Origin of the sequence: Nocardioides mangrovi, assembly GCF_020073815.1 — a bacterium.
Taxonomy (GTDB): Bacteria; Actinomycetota; Actinomycetes; order Propionibacteriales; family Nocardioidaceae; genus Nocardioides; species Nocardioides mangrovi.
This window is the reverse complement of sequence record NZ_JAIQZJ010000027.1, coordinates 12,146-34,058: the sequence shown is the minus strand read 5'-3', so window position 1 is coordinate 34,058 and position 21,913 is coordinate 12,146. Positions and strand designations below refer to the sequence as shown.

The 21,913-nt window shown below is 71.0% G+C and carries 20 protein-coding genes; 14 read left to right on the top strand and 6 right to left on the bottom strand.

What is annotated here, in order from left to right:
• Nucleotides 1-2 precede the first annotated feature (2 nt).
• The 5 genes from K8U61_RS24080 to K8U61_RS24060 are packed head-to-tail and all read right to left on the bottom strand — an operon-like array spanning nucleotide 3 to nucleotide 4,791.
• Entirely contained in the window at nucleotides 3-650 is a 648-nt protein-coding gene (locus K8U61_RS24080; RefSeq protein WP_224125556.1) for a DUF1638 domain-containing protein, read from the bottom strand.
• Entirely contained in the window at nucleotides 589-2,472 is a 1,884-nt protein-coding gene (locus tag K8U61_RS24075; protein ID WP_224125555.1) for an ASKHA domain-containing protein, read from the bottom strand. The genes K8U61_RS24080 and K8U61_RS24075 overlap by 62 nt, the downstream gene beginning before the upstream one ends.
• A complete protein-coding gene (locus K8U61_RS24070; RefSeq protein ID WP_224125554.1) occupies nucleotides 2,469-3,350 on the bottom strand; it encodes a dihydropteroate synthase in 882 nt (293 codons plus the stop codon). Before K8U61_RS24070 ends, K8U61_RS24075 begins: the two co-directional genes overlap by 4 nt.
• Nucleotides 3,350-4,015 carry a cobalamin B12-binding domain-containing protein gene (locus K8U61_RS24065; RefSeq protein WP_224125553.1) on the bottom strand — a complete coding sequence of 222 codons (666 nt, stop codon included), beginning with the start codon at nucleotides 4,013-4,015 and terminating at the stop codon, nucleotides 3,350-3,352. Before K8U61_RS24065 ends, K8U61_RS24070 begins: the two co-directional genes overlap by 1 nt.
• Nucleotides 4,012-4,791 (bottom strand): IclR family transcriptional regulator, encoded by a 780-nt coding sequence (locus K8U61_RS24060; protein WP_224125552.1) that lies wholly within the window; start codon nucleotides 4,789-4,791, stop codon nucleotides 4,012-4,014. The genes K8U61_RS24065 and K8U61_RS24060 overlap by 4 nt, the downstream gene beginning before the upstream one ends.
• Nucleotides 4,792-4,860: 69 nt before the next feature.
• Here K8U61_RS24060 and K8U61_RS24055 point away from each other — a divergent pair, with 69 nt between their 5' ends.
• The 4 genes from K8U61_RS24055 to K8U61_RS24040 all read left to right on the top strand — a co-directional run bounded on the left by K8U61_RS24055 (nucleotide 4,861) and on the right by K8U61_RS24040 (nucleotide 7,056).
• Entirely contained in the window at nucleotides 4,861-6,300 is a 1,440-nt protein-coding gene (locus K8U61_RS24055; RefSeq protein ID WP_224125551.1) for a trimethylamine methyltransferase family protein, read from the top strand.
• 208 nt (nucleotides 6,301-6,508) lie between these two features.
• Complete coding sequence (locus K8U61_RS24050; RefSeq protein WP_224125550.1) at nucleotides 6,509-6,682, top strand: hypothetical protein; 174 nt, start codon at nucleotides 6,509-6,511, stop codon at nucleotides 6,680-6,682.
• Between the two features lie 51 nt (nucleotides 6,683-6,733).
• Nucleotides 6,734-6,892, top strand: coding sequence for a hypothetical protein (locus K8U61_RS24045; protein ID WP_224125549.1), 159 nt, complete (start codon nucleotides 6,734-6,736; stop codon nucleotides 6,890-6,892).
• Complete coding sequence (locus K8U61_RS24040) at nucleotides 6,889-7,056, top strand: hypothetical protein (RefSeq protein ID WP_224125548.1); 168 nt, start codon at nucleotides 6,889-6,891, stop codon at nucleotides 7,054-7,056. Before K8U61_RS24045 ends, K8U61_RS24040 begins: the two co-directional genes overlap by 4 nt.
• A gap of 50 nt (nucleotides 7,057-7,106) precedes the next feature.
• Here K8U61_RS24040 and purU read toward each other — a convergent pair whose 3' ends face one another.
• Nucleotides 7,107-7,985, bottom strand: a complete 879-nt coding sequence (gene purU, locus K8U61_RS24035; RefSeq protein WP_224125547.1) for a formyltetrahydrofolate deformylase — start codon at nucleotides 7,983-7,985, stop codon at nucleotides 7,107-7,109.
• A gap of 78 nt (nucleotides 7,986-8,063) precedes the next feature.
• Here purU and K8U61_RS24030 point away from each other — a divergent pair, with 78 nt between their 5' ends.
• From K8U61_RS24030 to K8U61_RS23985, 10 genes are all read left to right on the top strand, one after another.
• Nucleotides 8,064-8,828 carry an IclR family transcriptional regulator gene (locus tag K8U61_RS24030; protein ID WP_224125546.1) on the top strand — a complete coding sequence of 255 codons (765 nt, stop codon included), beginning with the start codon at nucleotides 8,064-8,066 and terminating at the stop codon, nucleotides 8,826-8,828.
• Between the two features lie 146 nt (nucleotides 8,829-8,974).
• The gene (locus K8U61_RS24025; protein WP_224125545.1) at nucleotides 8,975-10,444 is read left to right on the top strand and encodes an aldehyde dehydrogenase family protein; all 1,470 of its coding nucleotides are present in this window, start codon (nucleotides 8,975-8,977) and stop codon (nucleotides 10,442-10,444) included.
• Between the two features lie 10 nt (nucleotides 10,445-10,454).
• Complete coding sequence (gene betA, locus K8U61_RS24020) at nucleotides 10,455-12,149, top strand: choline dehydrogenase (protein ID WP_224125544.1); 1,695 nt, start codon at nucleotides 10,455-10,457, stop codon at nucleotides 12,147-12,149.
• Entirely contained in the window at nucleotides 12,146-13,174 is a 1,029-nt protein-coding gene (locus K8U61_RS24015) for a quaternary amine ABC transporter ATP-binding protein (RefSeq protein WP_224125543.1), read from the top strand. Before betA ends, K8U61_RS24015 begins: the two co-directional genes overlap by 4 nt.
• On the top strand, nucleotides 13,171-15,228 hold the full coding sequence (locus K8U61_RS24010; protein WP_224125542.1) for an ABC transporter permease: 2,058 nt from the start codon (nucleotides 13,171-13,173) through the stop codon (nucleotides 15,226-15,228). Before K8U61_RS24015 ends, K8U61_RS24010 begins: the two co-directional genes overlap by 4 nt.
• Before the next feature lie 30 nt (nucleotides 15,229-15,258).
• A complete protein-coding gene (locus tag K8U61_RS24005; protein WP_224125541.1) occupies nucleotides 15,259-16,248 on the top strand; it encodes an ABC transporter substrate-binding protein in 990 nt (329 codons plus the stop codon).
• Nucleotides 16,249-16,393: 145 nt separating this feature from the next.
• Complete coding sequence (locus tag K8U61_RS24000) at nucleotides 16,394-18,898, top strand: GcvT family protein (RefSeq protein WP_224125540.1); 2,505 nt, start codon at nucleotides 16,394-16,396, stop codon at nucleotides 18,896-18,898.
• Complete coding sequence (locus K8U61_RS23995; protein ID WP_224125539.1) at nucleotides 18,895-19,650, top strand: electron transfer flavoprotein subunit beta/FixA family protein; 756 nt, start codon at nucleotides 18,895-18,897, stop codon at nucleotides 19,648-19,650. Before K8U61_RS24000 ends, K8U61_RS23995 begins: the two co-directional genes overlap by 4 nt.
• Nucleotides 19,647-20,627, top strand: coding sequence for an electron transfer flavoprotein subunit alpha/FixB family protein (locus K8U61_RS23990; RefSeq protein ID WP_224125538.1), 981 nt, complete (start codon nucleotides 19,647-19,649; stop codon nucleotides 20,625-20,627). The genes K8U61_RS23995 and K8U61_RS23990 overlap by 4 nt, the downstream gene beginning before the upstream one ends.
• A gap of 48 nt (nucleotides 20,628-20,675) precedes the next feature.
• Entirely contained in the window at nucleotides 20,676-21,908 is a 1,233-nt protein-coding gene (locus tag K8U61_RS23985; RefSeq protein ID WP_224125537.1) for a M15 family metallopeptidase, read from the top strand.
• Nucleotides 21,909-21,913 lie beyond the last annotated feature (5 nt).

Sequence of the window (21,913 nt, the reverse complement as noted above, 5' to 3'; positions counted from 1 at the left end):
GGTTAGTGGAGCAGCAGCCCGGCCAGGGCGGCGGTCAGCCCGGTGTCACCGGTCTCGACGACCTCGAGCGGCAGCTCGATGCGGTCGGCCGCCGCGACGGCCAGCGCGCGCAGCTCCTCGTCCGGCTCCTGGGCGAGCCAGACCATGCGCGTGTAGTGCTGGAAGTACTCGTCGCGCAGCTCGGGCCAGCGGTCCAGGCCGAGCTCCTGCACGACGGTGCGCGCGAAGGAGCGGACCAGGAAGTCGGTGAGCAGGTAGGTGCCGGGCTGCTCGTCGAAGAGCCGCTCGACGACGTCGGCGCCGGCGTAGACGTCGTAGCAGTGCAGGCCGGCCAGCCGGCTCAGGCCGAGCTCCTCGCAGACGGTGTCGAGCGCGCCGTAGGTGCCGCAGTCGGCGTACCCCACCACGACCGCGCCGTACGACGCCCGCAGCTCGGTCGCCCGGCGGCGGACCGCGTCCGCGATCAGGTGCGGCTGGTTGTGCAGCAGCGGCGGCAGCGGGTGCACGTCGATCGGCCAGCCGGTGCGCTCGACGATCGCCTGGCAGGGCTGGGCGATCGCGCCGCAGGCGATGAGGGCGACCCGACGCTCAGAAGCCGAGCTGGTCGACGAAGCGGTCGTTGAAGTCGGCGCGGTCGGAGAGCTCGACATACGTCACCTCCTCGAGCAGCGCCTGCGCGCCGGCCCGCTCGCGCACGGACAGCAGCGCCATCTTCGCGCCCTCGCCCGCGACGTTGCCGGCCGCGACGATGCGGAGCACGGGCAGCTTCGGGACCAGGCCGATCCGCACGGCCGAGGCCGCGGACAGGTAGGAGCCGAACGACCCCGCGAGCAGCACCTGCTGGACGTCGCGGTGCTCGAGCCCGAGCTCCTCGAGCAGCAGCGTCCAGCCGGTCGAGATCGCGGCCTTGGCGAACTGGAGCTCGCGGACGTCGCGCTGCGAGAGCACGACGCAGTCCTCGGGCTCGGCGTCCGGCGTCGGCCGGTGCAGCACGAAGACGCGCTCCTGGCCGAGCATGGTGAGCCGGTCGGCCAGGGCCGGCGCGATCTCCTTGGCGACGTCGTCGGCGACGTACCGGCCGGACGCGTCGAGCAGCCCGACCCGCACCAGCTCCGCGACCGCGTCGACGAGGCCGGACCCGCACAGGCCCTTGGGCTCGACGTCACCGATCACCCCCAGCTCGACGCCCTGCTCCTCGCTGGCGCCGAGCTTCACGACCTCGATGGCGCCGTCGGCCGCGCGCATGCCGCAGCGGATCGCGCCGCCCTCGAACGCGGGACCCGCGGGGGCGGCGGTCGAGAGGATCCGGTCGCCGTTGCTGACGACGATCTCGCAGTTGGTGCCGACGTCGATGAAGAGCCGGGTGCGCTTGTCGCGGTCCATCCCGGTGGCGAGCATGCCCGCGACGATGTCGCCGCCGACGTACGCGCCGAGCGCCGGGAAGAGGGTGACCCGGGCGCGCGGGTGAAGGTCGAGGCCGAGCTCCATGGCGAGCAGGTCGGGCGGCTGCGCCGTCGACATGATGAAGGGCGCGACGCCGAGCGGCTCGGGGTCGATGCCGAGCGCGAGCGCGGTCATCGTGGCGTTGCCGGCGAGGGCCACCTCGTAGACCTGGGCCGGGTCGACGGCGCCCTCGGTGCAGACCTGGGTCGCCAGCGTGGCCAGGGTCTCCGCCGCCGCGGACCGCAGCCGGCCGAGCGCCTCGGGGTCCATCATCGTGGCGCTGATCCGGGTGATCACGTCGCCGCCGAAGGGCTGCTGCTTGTTGAGCATCGAGGCGACCGCGACCGGCGTCCCGGTGCTGACGTCGAGGAGGGTCGCGACGACGGTGGTGGTGCCGAGGTCGAAGGCGATCGCGTACGCCGCCTTCGTGGTGTCGCCGGGCTCCACGTCGATGAGCGCCTCGTCGACGACCACTGCGGTCACCTTGAAGTCGGCCTGGCGGAGCACGGTCGGCAGCCGCCGCAGGAGGTGCAGGTCGGGGGTGAGCTCGAGATCGTCGATCGCGCCGACGAGCCGCGCCAGGTCGGTGCGCTGGTCGGCGAGGGTGGGCTCGTCGAGCTCGACGTACCGCTTCTGGACGGCGGGTCGCAGGATCACCTGGCGCCCGACGCCGACGGTCGCGGCCTTGGGCCGGGTGGTCAGCGGCGGTACGTCGACGGCCATGTCCCGCGTGGCGTTGACCAGGCAGGCCAGGCGCCAGCCCTCGTCGAGCTGCTCGCGCGTGAACGTCTTGACGTCGTGCCGGGTGATGGGCGTCGACCCCTCGACCTTCACCTTGCACTTGTGGCAGGTGCCGTGGCCGCCGCAGGTGGAGTCGATGGCGATGCCGTTCCACGACGCGGAGTCGAAGACGGTGACGCCCGGCGGCACCCGGACCGAGCGCTGCGCGGTCCGCTCGGGATCCGGGTCCAGGACCGTGAACGACAGCTGCACCCGGCCGGTGCCGTCGTGCGCCTCGGGCTCGCTCACGCCGTCGCTGCCGCCTTCGCCCGGTGGGCCGCGATCCAGGCCATGCCCCACTCGTCGTGGTTGAGGAAGACGTCGGCCGCCTTGACCGCTTCGACGATCTGCGGGGTGCGGGTGTCCATGATCGCGCTGGTCAGGCCGGCGGTCATCGCCATCGGCAGCCAGGCGGCGCCCAGGGTGTGCCGGTCGGGCATGCCGAAGGAGGTGTTGGAGGCGCCGCAGGTCATGTTGACCCCGAAGTCGTCGCGGATCCGGCGCATCGTCTCCATCGTCACCAGCGAGGTCGAGGTGTCCGCGCCGATCGGCATCGCCAGCGGGTCGATCACGATGTCGGCCTGGGCGATGCCGTACTCCTCGGTGGCGACCCGGATGATCTTCGCCGTCAGGTCGAGGCGCTTGTCGGCCTCCATCGGGATCTCGTCGTGGTCGTTGGGCAGCGCGATGATCGCGGCGTCGTACTTCTTGACCAGCGGCAGGATCGCGGCGAGCCGGTCGTCCTCGGCGGTGACGGAGTTGACCAGCGCCCGGCCCTGGTAGACCGACAGCCCGGCCTCGAGCGCCTCCACGACCGAGGAGTCGATGCAGATCGGCTTGTCGGTCAGCGACTGGACGAGCCGGATCGCCTGCGCGAGCAGTTCGGGCTCGTCGGTGAGCGGGACGCCCATGTTGACGTCGAGGACGTCGGCGCCGCCCTCGACCTGCGCCTTCACGTCCTTCTCGATCGCCGACATGTCGCCGGCGCGCAGCTGCTCCTGGAAGATCCGGCGGCCGGTCGGGTTGATCCGCTCGCCGATCAGGCAGAAGCGCTGGTCGTGACCGATGACGACCTCGGCGCCGGTGCCGCGCAGCACCGTGCGGAGGGCTTCTCCGTCGTAGGACATCAGGCAGGGACCTTGGCGCGACGCTCGTCGAGCAGGGCCTTGGCCTTCTTCACCGTCGCCGAGGCGTCGGCGGCGTAGCCATCCGCACCGACGGCGTCGGCGTACTCCTGGGTGACGGGGGCCCCGCCGACCATGACGACGACCTTGTCGCGCAGGCCGGCCTTCTCGAGCGCGTTGATGTTGGCCTTGAACATCGGCATCGTCGTGGTGAGGAACGCGGAGAAGCCGACCACGTCGGGCTGGTGCTCCTCGATCGCGGCCACGAACTTCTCGGGCGCGACCTGGACGCCGAGGTCGATCACCTCGAAGCCGGCGCCCTCGAGCATGATGTTGACGAGGTTCTTGCCGATGTCGTGCACGTCGCCCTTGACCGTGCCCATGAGGAACTTGCCGATCGTCGCGACGCCGGTCTCGGCGAGCAGCGGCCGGAGCCGTTCCATCGCGCCGGCCATCGCCCGGCCGGCGATGAGCATCTCGGGCACGAAGAAGTCGCCGCGCTCGAAGCGGGCGCCGACCTCCTCGAGCGAGGGGATGAGCGCGTCGAAGAGCAGGGTCTGCGGCTCCATCTGGAGCGACAGGCCCTCCTCGGTCAGCTCGAGCACGCGCGGGGCGTTGCCGACCAGGGTCTCGTCGTACAGGCCCTGCAGGATCTCCTCTGGGGTCATGCCACACCCTCCTTGGGTGCTCGGCCGCGCAGCAGCCGCGACAGCTGCTCGGCGTGGGACGACAGGTTGGTGCCGATCTCGTCGAGGCGGTCCTCGAGGCGAGGCGTGGGGCCCGAGATGCCGAGGGCGGCGACCACGTCGCCGCGCGCACCCTGGACGGGGACGGCGACGCCGGTCAGGCCGACCTCGAGCTCGCCGTCGGTGACCGCCCAGCCGCGCTTGCGGGTGCGGATGCCGTCGTGGCGCAGCGCCTCGGGCTCGGTGATGGTGGTCGGGGTGAGCCGCTCCAGCTCATGGGCGGGGACGGGCAGCGCGCCCCAGGCGTAGAAGACCTTGCCGAGCGCGGAGGTGTGGGCCGGGACGTCGATCTCGGTCCAGTCGCGGGTGCCGAGGAGGTAGCGGCTGTCGACCTGCGCGACCTGCACGACCTTCTCGCCGCGGGTCACCGAGAGGTGCACGGTCTCCGAGGTCTCCTCGCCGATCCGCTCCATCGCCGGGCGGGCGAGACGGACCAGCTCCTCCCACGGGTCGTGGCGCGCGGCGTAGAGCCAGAAGAGGCTGCCGGCGACGTACGAGCCCTCGGGGTCGCGCTCGAGGAGGCCGCCGCGCTCGAGGGCCGCGAGCATCCGCGAGGTCGTGGACTTGGCGAGGCCGCTGGCCTCCTGGAGGTCGGCGAAGCTCAGCGGGGCGTCGGCGTGCACGACCGTCGACACCAGCGCGGCCGCGCGGTCGACGGCTTGGGTGCCGGTGGCGCTCTGCTCAACCGAGGGGGCCATGGGGTGCTTCCGTCCTGTTCCATGTTGTGGAACTGTGGTCCCACATCATGAGGTTAGGCAGGAGGGCCGATGTTCCGCAACCGGATGCCGCGCTACGAGGTGCTGTCGCAGGACGCGATGGCGACGCTGGACGCCGGGTGGCGACGCCTGGTGAGCGAGATCGGCGTGGAGTTCATGGACGCCCGCGCGCGCGACCTCTTCGCCGCGGCCGGGCAGAAGGTCGAGGACAACACCGTCTTCCTCGATCCCGAGTTCGTGCTCGAGCAGGTGGCCAAGGCGCCCAAGGAGTTCGACCTCCAGGCCCGCAACCCCGAGCACTCGGTGCACATCGGGGGTGACGCGATGGCCTTCGGCGCCGTCTACGGCCCGCCGTTCGTGCGCGAGGGCGACGTACGCCGTGACGGCACGATGGAGGACTTCCGCAACTTCGCGAAGCTCTCGCAGTCCTTCGGCGTCCTCGACTCCGCGGGCGGCGTGGTCACCGAGCCGAACGACACGCCGCTCGACAGCCGCCACCTCGACATGACCTACGCGCTGCAGACGCTGACCGACAAGATCTACATGGGCAACGTGGTCTCGGGGGTCAACGCCGCGGACACGATCGCGATGACCGAGATCCTCTTCGGCTCGCGCGCGACGATCGAGGAGACGCCGGCGCTGATCTCGCTGATCAACTGCAACAGCCCGCTGCGCTGGGACGACCGGATGCTCGAGGCGCAGTTCGAGTACTCCGCCGCCAACCAGGCGGTCGTGCTCACGCCGTTCATCCTGATGGGCGCGATGTCGCCGGTGACGATTCCAGCCGCGCTCGTGCAGCAGATCGCGGAGGCGCTGTCCGGCATCGCCCTGTCGCAGCTGATCCGGCCCGGTTGCCCCGTGGTCTTCGGGTCGTTCCTCTCCAACATCGACATGCAGTCCGGCTCGCCGACCTTCGGGACGCCGGAGTCCGGCATCGGCCTGCTCTGCACCGGCCAGATCGCGCGGCACTTCGGGCTGCCGTTCCGCACCGGCGGCGGCCTGACCTCCGCCCAGGTGCCGGACGCGCAGGCCGGCTACGAGGCGATGATGACGCTGCTGCCGACCTTCCTGGCCGGCGCCAACTGGGTGATGCACTCGGCCGGCTGGCTCGAGGGCGGCCTGGTGTCGGGCTACGAGAAGTTCGTCATCGACTGCGAGCTGGTGCAGATGCTCCAGCACGAGTTCACGCCGCTGGAGATCGACGAGGCGTCGCTGGCCTTCGACGCCCACCAGGAGGTCGGCCACGGCGGCCACTTCCTCGGTGCCATGCACACGATGGAGCGCTTCCGCACCTGCTTCTACCGCCCGTTCCTCTCCTCCTCGGAGAACTACGAGCGGTGGATGCGCAACGGCGCCAAGGACACCGCCGTGCGCGCCGGCGAGGTCTACCAGAAGCGGCTCGAGGAGTACGAGCAGCCGCCGCTCGACGAGGCGACCCGCGAGGAGCTCGAGGCCTACGTCGTACGCCGGCGGGCGGAGCTCGGCGACTGACCCGGCCGGGCCGACGCGGCAGCGGCGGGTTTCCCCGGCCGGCCGGGGAAACCCGCCCGACACGCAGGCGCCTCCCGGCGTGCCGGGCGGGTTTCGGCTGACCACCCCGCGCCACCCGCGCCGGGCTGCGCCATTCCGGCGGGCGCTGGTCCAGTCCGGGTCGGCGCGGCGGGTTCAGGCGAACCCGCGGGCGGGCACCCCTCCGGGTATGACCCAGCTCACCTCGGGCGACCCGCTGTCCGCGTGGGAATCCGCCCTCAAGCCCGCACGCGGTTACGCCCGCGTGCAGTTCCTCAGCGCCCTGCTCTCGCGGCGCCCCGAGCTCGTCGGTGTCTACGAGCCGGCGGACGTCGCCACGGAGGCGATCCGCTGGACCGCCTGACCCGACTCGGACGGCGCTTTCAAAAGTCTAGTGAGTAACTAGACTTTGGGCATGAATGGCGCACTGCTCGGCATGGCCGGGTCCACGGTCGTCGCGATCGCGCTGACCGAGACCTTCGCGATGCTGCCGGTCGCGGCCGCGGCGTACGCCGCCGCCTGGTGGGTACTGCGCCTCGAGCAGCACTCCACGCGACAGGGGACCCGTCGATGACCACTGACGAGCAGCAGCAGTTCGAGTCCGAGGCCGACGCCCGCACGGCCCGCGCCAGCGTGCGCGCCCGGCACCTCGCCGAGCTGATGGAGCGGCGCCCCGACCTCTTCGGCGTGCACCCCGCCGCCGACCTCGTGGCCGACTCGGTGCGCTGGACGGCCTGAGTCACCTGCGGGTCACGGCTGCTGACAGCCGGACCCCGCAGGCGCCACCGCTAGCGGAAGACGACGGTCCGCGAGCCGTTCAGCAGGACCCGCGACTGGGAGTGCCAGCGGACCGCGCGGGAGAGCACCTGCGCCTCGACGTCGCGTCCGGCGCCGACCATGGCGTCCTGGTCGTAGCCGTGGTCGACGCGCATGATGTCCTGCTCGATGATCGGCCCCTCGTCGAGGTCGGCCGTCACGTAGTGGGCGGTCGCGCCGACCAGCTTCACGCCGCGGTCGTAGGCCTGGTGGTAGGGCTTGGCGCCCTTGAAGCTCGGCAGGAACGAGTGGTGGATGTTGATCGCCCGCCCCGCGAGCGAGCGGCACAGCCCGTCGGACAGCACCTGCATGTAGCGGGCCAGCACGACCAGGTGGACGTCGAGCTCCTCGACGAGCTCGAGCAGGCGGGCCTCCGCCTGCGGCTTGGTGTCCGGGGTGACCGGCACGTGGAAGAAGGGCACGCCGTACGACGCGGCCATGTCGGCGGCGTCGGGGTGGTTGGAGACGATCGCCGGCACGTCGATCTGCAGCGAGCCGGTGCTCGTGCGGAAGAGCAGGTCGTTGAGGCAGTGCAGCTGCTTGGAGACCATGATCAGCGTGCGGTACGGCGCCCGCGCGTCCCAGAGCTCGAAGCGCATCTCGAACTCCGCGGCGATGGGCGCGAACTCCGTGCGCAGCTGGTCGGCGGTCGTGGTGCCGGGCACCTCGACGTCGATGCGCATGAAGAAGGTGCCGCTGAGCCGGTCGCCGAACTGCTGGCTCTCGAGGATGTTGCCGCCGTGCTCGACCAGGAAGCCGGAGACGGCGTGCACGATGCCGGGCCGGTCGGGGCAGGACAGGATCAGGACGAAGTCACCCGCCGCGATGGTCGGGGGCGCGAGAGAGGGCACGGTCTCACCTTCGCATCAGTGTTGCGCTGATCGAAACAGTTTCTGCGATACGCAACAAACTCGGCTACTGTCGCCATCGTGAACGACGCGAGCGCCGGCGTCCAGTCGGTCGACCGGGCGCTGACCATCCTCGAGGTCCTCGCCCGGGTCGGCGAGGCGGGCGTCACCGAGATCGCCGGCGAGCTGGGCGTCCACAAGAGTACGGCGTTCCGCCTCGTGGCCACGCTCGAGTCCCACCGTCTCGTCGAGCAGACGACCGACCGCGGCCGCTACCGGCTCGGGGTCGGCGTGCTGCGCCTCGCCGGTGCCACCACCGCGCGGCTCGACCTCGTCCAGGAGGCCCGCCCGGTCTGCCGCCAGCTCGCCGCGGACAGCGGCGAGACCGTCAACATCGCCGTGCTCTCCGAGAGCTCCGCGCTCTACCTCGACCAGGTCGCCGGATCGTCCGCGCTGCAGCCGCACAACTGGGTCGGCCAGCACATCCCGCTGCACGCGACCAGCAACGGCAAGGTGCTGCTCAGTGGTCTGGACGACAAGCGGGTCACCGAGGTGCTCGGCACGCTGTCGCGCTACACCCCGATGACCATCACGACGAAGGCCAAGCTGCGCGCCGAGCTCGAGGACGTCCGCGAGCGTGGGTACGCCGTCGCCGTCGACGAGCTCGAGGAGGGACTCACCGCGGTGGCCGCCCCGATCCGCAACGCGCACGGCGACGTGATCGCCTCGATGAGCGTCTCGGGCCCGACGTTCCGCCTCCCCGACCCCCGCGTCGAGGAGGTCCTGCCGCTGCTGCTGACCGCCGCCGAGGAGGTCTCGCACCGCCTCGGCTGGGGTCACCGCTGACATCACCAGAGCGTTACATCTGGTCGCTTCCCCTTGACGGGGCGGTGGCCGCTCACCATCCTCAGGCCTAACAACCGGTTGCGCGGAGAGCATCGCGTTGCGTGATACGCAACATAACGCTCGTCGCGCGGGGAGTGGGTCGCAGGGTGGCTGAGCTCTACCTCGACGGCGCGTGGACGAGCGCGCAGGGTGGCGCGCGCCGCGAGATCCGGTGCCCGGCCGACGGGTCGCTCGTCGCCGAGGTCGACGAGGCCACGGCCGTCGACACCGAGGCCGCGATCGCCGCGGCGTACCGCGCCTTCCACGAGGGGCCCTGGCCGCACACCTCCAGCCGCGAGCGCGGCGACCTGCTGCTCACCGTCGCGGACCTGCTCGAGCGCGACGCCGACGACGTCGCGCGGATGGAGTCGCTCGACACCGGCAAGCGCTTCGTCGAGAGCCAGTACGACGTGGCCGACGTCGTCTCGGTCTTCCGCCACTACGGCCGGGTCGCGGCCGAGGACGCGGGGCGGGTCGTCGACACCGGCAACCCCGACGTGGTCAGCCGGATCGTCCACGAGCCGGTCGGCGTCTGCGGCCTGGTGACGCCCTGGAACTACCCGCTGCTCCAGGTGTCCTGGAAGGTCGCGCCCTGCCTCGCCGCCGGCAACACGTTCGTGCTCAAGCCGAGCGAGCTGACCCCGCACACCGCGATCCACCTGATGCGCCTCCTGGAGGAGGCCGGCCTGCCGGCGGGCGTCGGCAACCTCGTGCTCGGCGCCGGTGCCACGGCCGGCGCGCCGCTCTCGACCGACCCGCGCGTCGACCTGGTCTCCTTCACCGGCGGTCTGGAGACCGGGCGACGGCTGATGGCCGCGGCGGCCGGCACGGTCAAGAAGGTCGCGCTCGAGCTGGGCGGCAAGAACCCCAACATCGTCTTCGCCGACGCCGACCTCGACGTCGCCCTCGACTTCGCGCTCACCGCGGTCTTCCTGCACTCCGGCCAGGTCTGCTCGGCCGGCGCGCGGCTCGTCGTCGAGGAGTCGATCCACGACGAGTTCGTCGACCGGCTCGTCGAGCGGGCAGAGCGGATCCGCATCGGTGGACCCTTCGACGACAAGGCGGAGACCGGACCCCTCACCAGCGCCGCGCACCGCGACAAGGTCGAGGCGTACGTCGGGCGCGGGATCGCCGAGGGGGCGATCCTGCGCACCGGCGGACGGCGTCCCGACGACCCCACGCTCGCCGGGGGCTTCTACTACCTGCCCACGATCCTGGACGGCTGCACGAGTGGGATGTCGGTGACCCAGGACGAGTCCTTCGGCCCGGTGCTCACCGTCGAGACCTTCGCGGGTGAGGACGACGCGGTCCGGATCGCCAACGACTCGATCTACGGACTGGCCGGCGCGGTCTGGACCCAGGACGCCGGCAAGGGACAACGGGTCGCGGGCCGGCTGCGGATGGGCACGGTGTGGATCAACGACTACCACCCCTACGTCCCCCAGGCCGAGTGGGGCGGCTACAAGCAGTCCGGCATCGGCCGCGAGCTCGGCAGCGCGGGACTCGACGAGTACCGCGAGACCAAGCACGTCTGGCACAACATCCGCCCGGCCGAACAACGCTGGTTCCAGGGATAGGGGTCGGGTCATGGGTGCGGACCGGTACGACTACGTCATCGTCGGTGGCGGCTCGGCCGGGTGCGCGCTCGCCAACCGGCTCTCCGCCGACCCCGGTACGACGGTCCTCGTGCTGGAGGCCGGCCGCTCCGACTTCCGGATCGACCCGTTCATCCACATGCCGGCCGCGCTGCCCTTCCCGATCGGCAACCGGCTCTACGACTGGAAGTACGAGACCGACCCGGAGCCGGAGCTGAACAACCGGAGGGTCTACCACGCCCGCGGCAAGGTGCTCGGCGGGTCGAGCTCGATCAACGGGATGATCTTCCAGCGCGGCAACCCGCTCGACTACGAGCGCTGGGCCGCCGAGCCGGGGATGAAGGAGTGGGACTACCTCCACTGCCTGCCCTACTTCAAGCGCATGGAGCGCCGGATCCTCGAGGACGGCAGCAGCGGCGCGGACGCGTGGCGCGGCGGCGACGGGCCGCTCGTGCTCGAGCGTGGGCCCGCCGACAACCCGCTCTTCGGCGCCTTCTTCGAGGCCGCGCAGCAGGCCGGCTACCCGCTCACCGACGACGTCAACGGCTACCGCCAGGAGGGCTTCGCGCCCTTCGACCGCAACGTCCACCGCGGCCGCCGGCTCTCCGCCGCCCGCGCCTACCTGCACCCGGTCCGGCACCGCAAGAACCTCAAGGTCGAGACCCTCGCCTTCGCCACCGGGCTGCGCGTGCAGGGCAAGCGCGTGGTCGGCGTCGACTACCTGCGCGCCGGCCGCGCCCGTCGTACGGCGCACGCCGGCGAGGTGATCCTCTGCGGCGGCGCGATCAACTCGCCGCAGCTGCTCCAGCTCTCCGGCATCGGCGACCAGGCGCTGCTGGGCGGTCTCGGCATCCCGGTCGTGCAGCACCTGCCCGGCGTCGGCGCCAACGCGCAGGACCACCTCGAGGTCTACGTGCAGTACGCCTCGAAGCAGCCGGTCTCGATCGCGCCCGGCCTCGCGTGGCGCAAGCGGCCGGGCATCGGCTACCAGTGGCTCGTCCACCGCCGCGGCCTCGGCGCCACCAACCACTTCGAGGGCGGCGGCTTCGCGCGCAGCAACGAGGACGTCGACTACCCCAACCTGATGTTCCACTTCCTCCCCGTCGCCATCCGGTACGACGGGTCCGCGCCGACCGAGGGCCACGGCTACCAGGTGCACATCGGTCCGATGTACGCCGACACCCGCGGCCACGTGAAGGTCCGGAGCCGCGACCCCAAGCAGCACCCGTCGATCCTCTTCAACTACCTCTCGACGCCCAACGACCGGCGCGAGTGGGTCGAGGCGATCCGGGTCGCGCGGGACATCCTCAACCAGCCGGCGTTCGCGCCGTACAACGACGGCGAGCTCTCGCCCGGCAAGGCCGTCGAGACCGACGAGGAGATCCTCGCCTGGGTCCGCGCCGACGCCGAGACCGCGCTGCACCCGTCGTGCACGGCCAAGATGGGCGTCGACGACACGGCGGTCGTCGACCCGTCGTCGATGCGCGTGCACGGCGTCGACGGGCTGCGCGTCGTCGACGCCTCGGTCTTCCCCTACGTCACCAACGGCAACATCTACGCCCCGGTGATGATGGTCGCCGAGAAGGCCGCCGACCTCATCGCGGGCAACACCCCGCTCCCGCCCGCCGACGTGCCGTTCTACCGCTACCGCGACGGCATGCCGCTCTATCCCGAGGAGTCGTCATGACCGACGCCGCGCTGACCGTGAAGGACCTCTGGAAGATCTTCGGCCGCGGTGCCGACAAGATCATCGGTACGCCGGACGCGGACCTCTCGCGCGCCGACCTGAAGGCCAAGACGGGCTGTGTCGTCGGCGTCCGCGACGTCTCCTTCGAGGTCGCACCGGGTGAGGTGTTCGTGGTCATGGGCCTGTCCGGCTCCGGCAAGTCGACGCTGGTGCGCTGCCTGACCCGGCTGATCGAGCCGACCGCCGGCGAGGTCGTCATCGACGGGCACGACATCACCAAGGCCAACGAGTCCGAGCTGCGCGAGCTGCGCCGTACCCACGCCTCGATGGTCTTCCAGCACTTCGGCCTGCTGCCGCACCGCCAGGTGATCGACAACGTCGCCTACGGCCTGGAGGTCCGCGGCGTCGGACGCAAGGAGCGCCGCGAGAAGGCCGCCGAGATCGTCGACCTGGTCGGGCTGTCGGGCTACGAGATGTCCTACCCCGACCAGCTCTCCGGCGGCATGCAGCAGCGCGTCGGCCTGGCCCGGGCGCTCGCCAACGACCCGTCGCTGCTGCTCTTCGACGAGCCGTTCTCCGCGCTGGACCCGCTGATCCGGCGGGACATGCAGAACGAGGTGATCCGGCTCCACCACGAGCTCGGCAAGACGATGGTCTTCATCACCCACGACCTGCAGGAGGCGCTCAAGCTCGGCGACCGGATCCTGATCATGCGCGACGGCGAGATCGTGCAGATCGGCACGCCGGACGAGGTGGTCGGCGCGCCGGCCGACGACTACGTCAAGGACTTCACCTCCGAGGTGCCCAAGTCGCACGTGCTGACGCTCAAGTGGGTGATGCGTGAGCCCGACGGCCAGGCGGTCGACGGTCCGGTGCTGCGGTCCGACCAGATCGTCCGCGACGCGGCCCGCACGGTGCTGGACCACCGTGGGCCCTGCCGGGTCGTCGACGGCGACACCGTGGTCGGGCTGGTGGACGACGAGGACATCCTCCGGGTCGTCGTGGCCGAGGAATCGCTCGCATGACGACCGCCGCGACCAGCTCCAGGGCCCGGATCCGGGACGAGGGCCGGGTCGTCGCGGTGGTGCGCGCCCACCCGCGGCTGTGGGCGCTGCTCGCCGTCGTCGTGGGCTGGGTGATCGTCTGGTCGTTCACCGAGGGCACCCACACGCTGCACATCGGCACCTCCACGAGCACCGGCGTCCACGACTGGCTCCAGGACCTCAGCGAGAACCTCCAGGACGCCTTCGCCTCGCCGTCCGACATCGTCGTCCGGATCATCAGCGGCCTCTCCGACGGCCTGGACTCGATCTTCACCTGGCTGCAGCACCTGTTCACGGTTGCGCCGTTCCCGCGGCCGTTCCCGCAGTTCGGCTGGCTCGGGATCGTCGCGCTGGCCGCGCTGGCGACCTTCGCGATCGCGGGGTGGCGGCTGGTCCTGCTCGTGGTGCCGGCGTTCCTGCTCTTCGGCTTCCTCGGCTTCTGGACCGAGTCGGTCGACACCCTGCTGATCACCCTCTTCTCGGTGGTCTTCTCCTGCCTCGTCGGGATCCCGCTCGGCATCTGGATGGCGCACAGCAAGGTCGTCTCGGCGATCGTCACGCCGGTCCTCGACGTGATGCAGACGATGCCGTCCTTCGTCTACCTGCTGCCCTTCAGCATCCTCTTCGGCATCGGTCCCGCCGCGGCGATCATGGTCACCCTCGTCTACGCGACCCCGCCGGTCATCCGGATCTCCGCCCACGGCCTGCGCACGGTCAACCCCGGCGTCGTCGAGGCGACCTCGTCGCTCGGTCAGACCGCGTGGCAGCGGCTGGTCAAGGTCGAGCTCCCGCTCGCGAAGCGCACCATCATCGTCGGCGTCAACCAGACGATCATGGCCGCGCTGGCGATGGCCACGATCGCGGCGTACATCGACGGTCCCGGCCTCGGGCAGCCTGTGATCGACGGGCTCCAGCGCAACCAGTTCGGCACGGCGGCGGTCGCCGGCATCTGCATCGTGGTGCTCGCGATCACGCTCGACCGCACGACCACCGCCGCGAGCGTCCGCGCCGAGCAGGCCCGTCGCGCCGGCAACCACGGCCGTCGCCTGCGCCGGATCGTGCTGGTCGCCGGATCGGCCGGGACCCTGGTCGCCCTCTACCTCTCACACATGTACGTGTGGGCGAACGAGTTCCCCTCGAGTCCGGACCTCGGTACCCCCATACGCAACGCGGTCGACGACTTCGGCGACTGGCTGCTCACCGACCTCTCCGGCTTCACCACCTCGATCCAGGACGGCTTCACCAACTGGTTCCTCAACCCGGTGCAGAGCCTGGTCGCCGAGTCGCCGTGGTTCGTCACCGGCCTCGCGCTGCTGCTGATCGCGATGATCGTCGGCGGCCTGCGCGCCCTCGTCGCGACGTTCGTCTGCCTGGCCGGGATCTACCTCCTCGACCTCTGGTACAACGCGATGGTCACGCTGACCTCGGTGCTCGTCGCGACCGTGCTCGTCGTGGCGATCGCCGTCGTGCTCGGCGTCGCGATGGGCCGCAACCTCACCACGGACCGGGTGCTGCGCCCCTTCCTGGACGCCGGCCAGACGATCCCGCCGTTCGTGCCGCTGATCCCGGTGCTCATCCTCTTCGGACCCAACCGCTTCACCGCGATCATCGCCGGCGTCATCTACGCCGCGCCGATCGCGACCAAGCTGGTCGCCGACGGCATCCGCGGGGTCTCCTCCGAGACGATCGAGGCGTCGCGCTCGACCGGCGCCAACCGGTGGCAGGAGATCACCAAGGTCCAGCTCCCGATGGCGCGGGGCTCGGTGCTGCTGGCCACCAACCAGGGTCTGCTCTACGTGCTGTCGATGGTGGTCATCGGCGCGATGGTCGGCGCCGGTGGTCTCGGCTTCGACATCATCTGGGGCTTCCGGCAGGCCGACTTCGTCGGCAAGGGCCTCGCCGCCGGCATCACCATCGTGCTCCTCGGGATCATGCTCGACCGGATCACGACGTACGGCGCCGCGCGCGCGGGAGAGAGCGCCACCCTCAAGGCCGGACGACGCCCGCAGCGCGGGCCGTCCACGATGCTCGGATGAATCGTCACTAAGAGAAATGGAAGGTCGAAGATGAGAGTCAAGCGCACGCTGGCGGGGTTCTCCGCCCTCGTGACGGCGTCGGTGCTCACGCTCGGTGCGTGTGGTGGCGACTCCATCCAGAACGCCGACGAACCGGCGGGGACCAAGGACTGCGGTGACCTGAACATGGCGGTCAACCCGTGGGTCGGCTACGAGGCGGACGCCTACGTGGTCGGCTACCTGGCCCAGACCAAGCTCGGGTGCACGGTCAACTACAAGAACCTCGACGAGCAGGTGTCGTGGAAGGGCTTCGGGACCGGCTCGGTCGACGTGGTCATCGAGAACTGGGGGCACCCGGAGCTCGCGAAGAAGTACATGACCGACCAGGGCGGCGACGGCAGTGCGGTCGACGCAGGCCTGACCGGCAACGACGGGGTCATCGGCTGGTACGTCCCGCCGTGGATGGCCGACAAGTACCCGGACATCACCAACTGGGAGAACCTCAACAAGTACGCCGACATGTTCAAGACCAGCGAGTCGGGCGACCTCGGCACCCTCTACGACGGTGACCCGGGCTTCGTGACCAACGACGAGGCGCTGGTGAAGAACCTCGACCTGAACTTCAAGGTCGTCTACGCCGGCAGCGAGAACGCGCTGATCGAGGCCTTCCGCACCGCGGAGGAGAACAAGAAGCCGATGATCGGCTACTTCTACGAGCCGCAGTGGTTCCTGGCGGAGGTGCCGCTGGTCAAGGTGGACCTGCCGAAGTACACGGACGGCTGCGACGCCGACCCGGACAAGGTCGCCTGCGACTACCCGCCCTACCCGCTCAACAAGATCGTCTCGTCGGACTTCGCCGACTCCGGCAGCCCGGCGTACGACCTCGTCAAGGCGTTCAGCTGGACCAACGACGACCAGAACCTGGTCGCGAAGTACATCGCCGAGGACGGCATGGACCCCGAGGACGCCGCGAAGAAGTGGGTCGACGCCAACCCGGACAAGGTCGCCCCCTGGCTCGAGGCGGCCGGCGTCTCCAGCTGACCGGCTGACCCACGATCACCCACCCCGGCCGGGGGTTGACCTCCCGGCCGGGGCCGGGCGATCCTTGTCGTAGTTTCGTATGGCGAATCACGTTGCGTGATACGCAACGCAGGCACCATCCCTCGGACACAGACCGGAGAGCTCCATGGCCACCGTTCCCGCCTCGGCCAAGGTCGTCGTGATCGGCGCCGGCATCGTCGGCAACAGCCTCGTCCACCACCTCGCGCGGCTCGGCTGGCGCGACCTGGTGCAGATCGACAAGGGCCCGCTGCCCAATCCGGGCGGCTCGACCGGCCACGCGTCGAACTTCATCTTCCCGGTGGACCACTCCCGCGAGATCACGGACCTGACCCTCGACTCCATGAGGCAGTACAAGGAGATGGGCGTCTTCACGGAGTCGGGTGGCTTCGAGATCGCGCGCACCGAGGAGCGCATGGAGGAGCTGCGTCGCCGGATGTCGTCGGCGAAGGCGTGGGGGATCGAGGCCGAGCTCGTCGAGCCGGCCTTCGTGAAGGAGAAGGTCCCCTTCATCGAGGAGGACCAGTTCATCGGCGCCTTCTGGACGCCGAGCGTGGGCGTCGTCGACTCGCTGCGCGCCGGCACGATCATGCGCGACGGCGCGGTCGAGTCCGGCGCCCTGACCACCGTCCCCAACGTCGAGGTGCTCGGGCTCGACGTGGAGGACGGGCGGATCAGGCGGGTGCGGACCGACCAGGGCGACATCGAGACCGAGTACGTCGTCATCGCGTGCGGGGTCTGGAGCCCGAAGATCGGCGACATGGCGGGCGTCTCGATCCCGCTCACGCCGGCGGTGCACCAGATGATCAGCGTCGGCCCGTGCCCGCAGCTGTCCGAGCGGGAGGGCGAGATCTCCTTCCCGATCGTCCGGGACATGGACACCTTCTGCTACGAGCGCCAGCACGGCGCCGACATGGAGGTCGGCTCCTACGCCCACCGGGCGATCCTCCACGAGCCGGAGGAGATCCCCTCGATCGAGCAGGCGAAGCTGTCGCCGACCGAGATGCCCTTCACCTCCGACGACTTCGATCCGCAGCTCGAGCAGGCCTACGAGCTGATGCCGGAGCTGCTCGGCGCCGAGGGCGCCGAGATGCGCTACGCCATCAACGGCCTGCTCTCGTTGACCTGCGACGGCAGCCCGATCCTCGGCGAGAGCCACGTCGCCGGCCTCTGGACCGCCTCCGCGGTCTGGATCAAGGAGGGTCCCGGCGTCGGGCGCGCGGTCGCGGAGTGGATGGTCAACGGCCACTCCGAGATCGACGTCAGCCACAGCGACATCGCGCGCTTCCACCCCCACCAGCTGCGCCGCGAGCACACCCGGCTGCGCACCACCGAGTCCTTCATCAAGACCTACGGCATCGTGCACCCGGCCGAGCAGTACGAGTCCGACCGCGACCAGCGGCTCGCCCCGATGCACGAGTCGCAGCAGAAGCTCGGCGCCGTCTTCTTCGAGACCGGCGGCTGGGAGCGGCCGCACTGGTACGAGTCCAACGCCGGGCTCCTCGAGCAGTACGGCGACGCCGTGATGCCGCGCGAGCACGAGTGGGACGCCCGCTGGTGGAGCCCGATCATCAACGCCGAGCACCTGCGGATGCGCGAGGCGGCGGGCGTGATCGACCTGTCGGCGTTCGAGGTCTTCGACATCGAGGGTCCGGGCGCGCTCGACGCCGTGCAGGTCACCTGCGTGGCGCAGTGCGACGTCCCCGTCGGCAAGGTGATCTACACGCCGGTGCTCGACCCCAAGGGCGGTTTCAAGTCCGACCTCACGGTGATGCGGCTCGGCGACGACCACTTCCGGGTGGTCACCGGCGCCGCGCACGGGCCGGCCGACCGTCAGTGGTTCGCCGCGCACGTGCCTGCCGGCACCACGCTGACCAACCGCACCGACGACGTCGTCACCATCGGCCTCTGGGGCCCGAGGGCCCGGGACATCCTGGCCTCGCTGACCTCCGCGGACGTCAGCGACGCCGGCTTCGGCTTCCTGACCTGCCGCGAGATCGCGGTCGGCGACGTCACCGTCCTGGCCTCGCGGATCTCCTACGTCGGCGAGCTCGGCTGGGAGCTCTACGTCGCGGCCGACGACGCCGCCGGGCTGTGGGACACGCTGCTCGACGCGGGGGCGGCGTACGGCGCGGTGCCCGTGGGCATCGGCGTCTACGGCACCACGGGCCGCATCGAGAAGGGCTACCGGGCGTTCGGCTACGAGCTCGACGCCGAGCGGTCGATCGTCGAGGCCGGCATGCAGCGGCCGAAGGTGAAGGCCGCCGACTTCGTCGGCAAGGAGGCCTACCTGGCCCAGCGGGAGTCCTCGCCGGCCGCGGTGCTCTGCACGCTCGTCGTCGACGACCACACCTCGGCATCCGGGGTGAAGCGCTACATGCTCGGCGGGGAGCCGGTCCTGACCCGCGACGGCGGCACGCTGACCGACGGCCACGGCCACCACCCCTACGTCACGACTGCCGGCTCCGCGCCCTCGCTGGGCAAGCACCTGCTGCTCGCCTACCTGCCGCCCGCCGAGGCGGTGATCGGCAACGAGCTCGCCGTGTCCTACATGGAGGAGCTCTACCCGGTCACCGTCGGCTCGGTCGACGCGACGGCCCTCCTCGACCCCTCGAACGAGCGCATTCGATGACCACCCTGGTCTGCATCAAGCGGGTCGTCGACTCCTCCAGCGAGGTCGTGCTGACCGACGACGCGCAGGCCGTCGACGGCCGGTACGCCGGCTTCACGATGAGCGCGCACGAGGAGTGCGCGGTCGAGATCGCGGTCCAGCTGGGCGATGCCACGGTGATGACGCTCGGCGACGCCGACGCGGTCGAGCAGCTGCGGGCGGCGCTCGCCGTCGGCTGCACCGCCGCGACCCACGTCGTCGCCGACCCGCAGACCTTCGGCCCGGCCGACGTGGCGCGCGAGATCGCCGCCGTCGTCCGCGACTCCCAGGAGTCCGGGGGAGGCCACGACCTGGTGCTGCTCGGCAACGACGCCGCCGACAGCGGCGACTTCCAGGTCGGCATCCGGCTCGCCTACGAGCTCGGCTGGCCCGTGGTCAACGGCGTCACCAACGTCTCGGTCGCCGACGGTCAGGTCGCCGCGAGTGGCGCCGGGCCGGACGGCCACGAGACCTACCGGCTCCCGCTGCCCGCCGTCGTCACCGTCCTCGAGGGCGGCGTGGAGCCCCGCTACCCGACCGTGCCCGGCCGGATGAAGGCCAAGAAGGTCGCCATCGACGAGCGCACCCCGACCGCCGAGCCGGCCGGTCCGGGCCGCGTGCGGCTGCTGCTCCCGCCGCCCGCGCCGTCCGACGTGCAGATCCTCGGCAAGGGTGCGGAGGCCGCGCCGGCCGTGGTCGACGTGCTCGAACAGCTGGGGGTGCTGTCCCGATGATCCTGGTGCTGGTGGAGACCTCGCTCGCGGGCGATGCCGTCGAGGTGTCCCGCGAGGCGGTCACCTTCGCTCGCGACCTGTCCGCAGCGGGCGGTGGCGTCCCGATCGACGTGGTGCTGGTCGGTGAGCCGTCCGCGTCGCTGGTCGACGAGCTCGCGGCGTACGGCGTACGTCGTGTGCACGCGTTGACCGGTCCGGCCTTCGAGGCGTTCTCGGGCGCCGCCTGGGCGTCGGGCGTCCTCGCGGTCCGCGAGACCGCGGGCTCGGTCGTGGTGATGGCTGCCGGCACCCCGCGGGGCAACGAGGTGATGGCTCACGTCGGAGCACGGGCCGGGGTGGCGATGGCCGCCAACGTGCTGTCCTTCGGCGGTCTCTCACCCTTCACGGTCACCCGGCAGGTGGTCGGCGGTGCGGCGCTCGAGGAGATGCAGCTCTCGCAGCGACCGGCGGTCTTCACCGTCGCCGGGCACGCGGTCGAGGCGGCTCCGGCCGACGCGCCGGGCCCGGCCGAGGTCGTCGTCGAGACGCCGGCCGTCGCGGAGGCCGACCTGGTCGCGCGGGTGGTGTCCACCGAGGAGCCCGAGCCGGACCTGTCCGGGTCGCTGAAGTCGGCGAAGGTCGTGGTCGGCGCGGGCCGCGGCGCCGGGTCGTCGGACGGCTTCGGGGACCTGCTCGAGCTGACCGAGCTGCTCGACGCCTCGCTCGGCGTCTCCCGCGTCGTCACCTCGCTCGGCTGGCGGCCGCACCACGAGCAGGTCGGCCAGACCGGCTCCCGGATCTCGCCGGACCTCTACATCCCGTGCGGCATCAGCGGCGCGATCCAGCACTGGGCGGGCTGCTCGTCGGCGAAGGCGATCCTCGCGATCAACACCGACGCCGAGGCGCCGATGGTCACCAAGGCGACGTACGCCGTGATCGGCGACCTGCACGAGGTGGTCCCGGCGATCAACGCCGAGATCCGGCGCCGCCGGGGGTAGCCGGGTCCCGCCCGGGGTAGACGTACCCTCGTCACCTGGGGAGGGGTTATGCGACTGGCGCGCGCGCTCGGCACGGCGGCACTCATGGGTGCGCTGACGGCGTCGCTGACCGCCTGCGACGGCGGCGGCGAGCACGCCGGCGACCCGGCGTCGTCGACGCCGCCGACCGACCCCGGCGCCTCCGCGTCCGGGTCGCCGACGGCGACCGCGTCCGTCCTCGACCCGGCCCACGCGGTCGACCCGCCGGGCAAGCGGACCGGTGCGATCGCGCCCGCCGACATCGTGGTCAACGGCGCCGCGACGATCCCGCAGGACCGGATCGACGCGATCGAGAAGCTGGAGGGGGTCCAGGACGTCGAGCAGATCTCGCTCGCCTCGATCCCGATCGAGAACCGCACGATCCGGGTCGCGGCGGTCGACCCCGCGACCTACCGCAACTGGGTCACGAAGGCCGACAGCGCCCAGGCCGACACGTTCTGGCAGCGCGTCGCCGGCGGCGAGCTGGCGATCCGACCGGGGCTGGTCAAGCGTTCCCCGATCGACAAGAACGACTACCTCGCCCTCGGCAGCACCGACGACGCGGTGAAGGTGCACGTCGGCGCCTACTCCGCGCAGTCCTGGCTGGTCGACGCCGTCGTCAACGACACCTACATCGACGACCTCGGCATGACGGAGGGCAACGCGCTGCTGATCCGGACCGGCGGCACCGCCCCGGAGCCGCTGCGCAAGCCGATCGAGAAGATCCTCAAGGGCACCGACACGACCGTCTCGATGACCGATGCCGTCGCCCGCTACGGCCTGGACCCGGGTGTCGTGCAGACCGCCGTCGTCGTCGGCACCATCGCCGACGCCGTCGGCACCTACCGCTACACCGTCCTCGGCGGCGGCCACATCGCCCCCGACCCCGCATGGGTGGCCTCGCACATCACCACCGAGACGGTGCCGATCCTCGGCAACGTCACCTGCAACAAGCTGATCTTCCCCCAGCTCAAGGCCGCCCTCCAGGACGTGCAGGCCCAGGGCCTCGCCGACAAGATCCACCCGAGCCAGTACGCCGGCTGCTACTACCCCCGCTTCATCGCCGGCACCACCACGCTCTCCAACCACGCCTTCGGTCTCGCCCTCGACATCAACGCCGTCGAGAACCAGCGCGGCACCGCCGGCCAGATCGACCGCGGCGTCGTCGCGATCTTCAAGCACTGGGGCTTCACCTGGGGCGGCGACTGGCACTACACCGACCCGATGCACTTCGAGATGAACCAGCTGGTCCGCCCCGGCTGATCCTC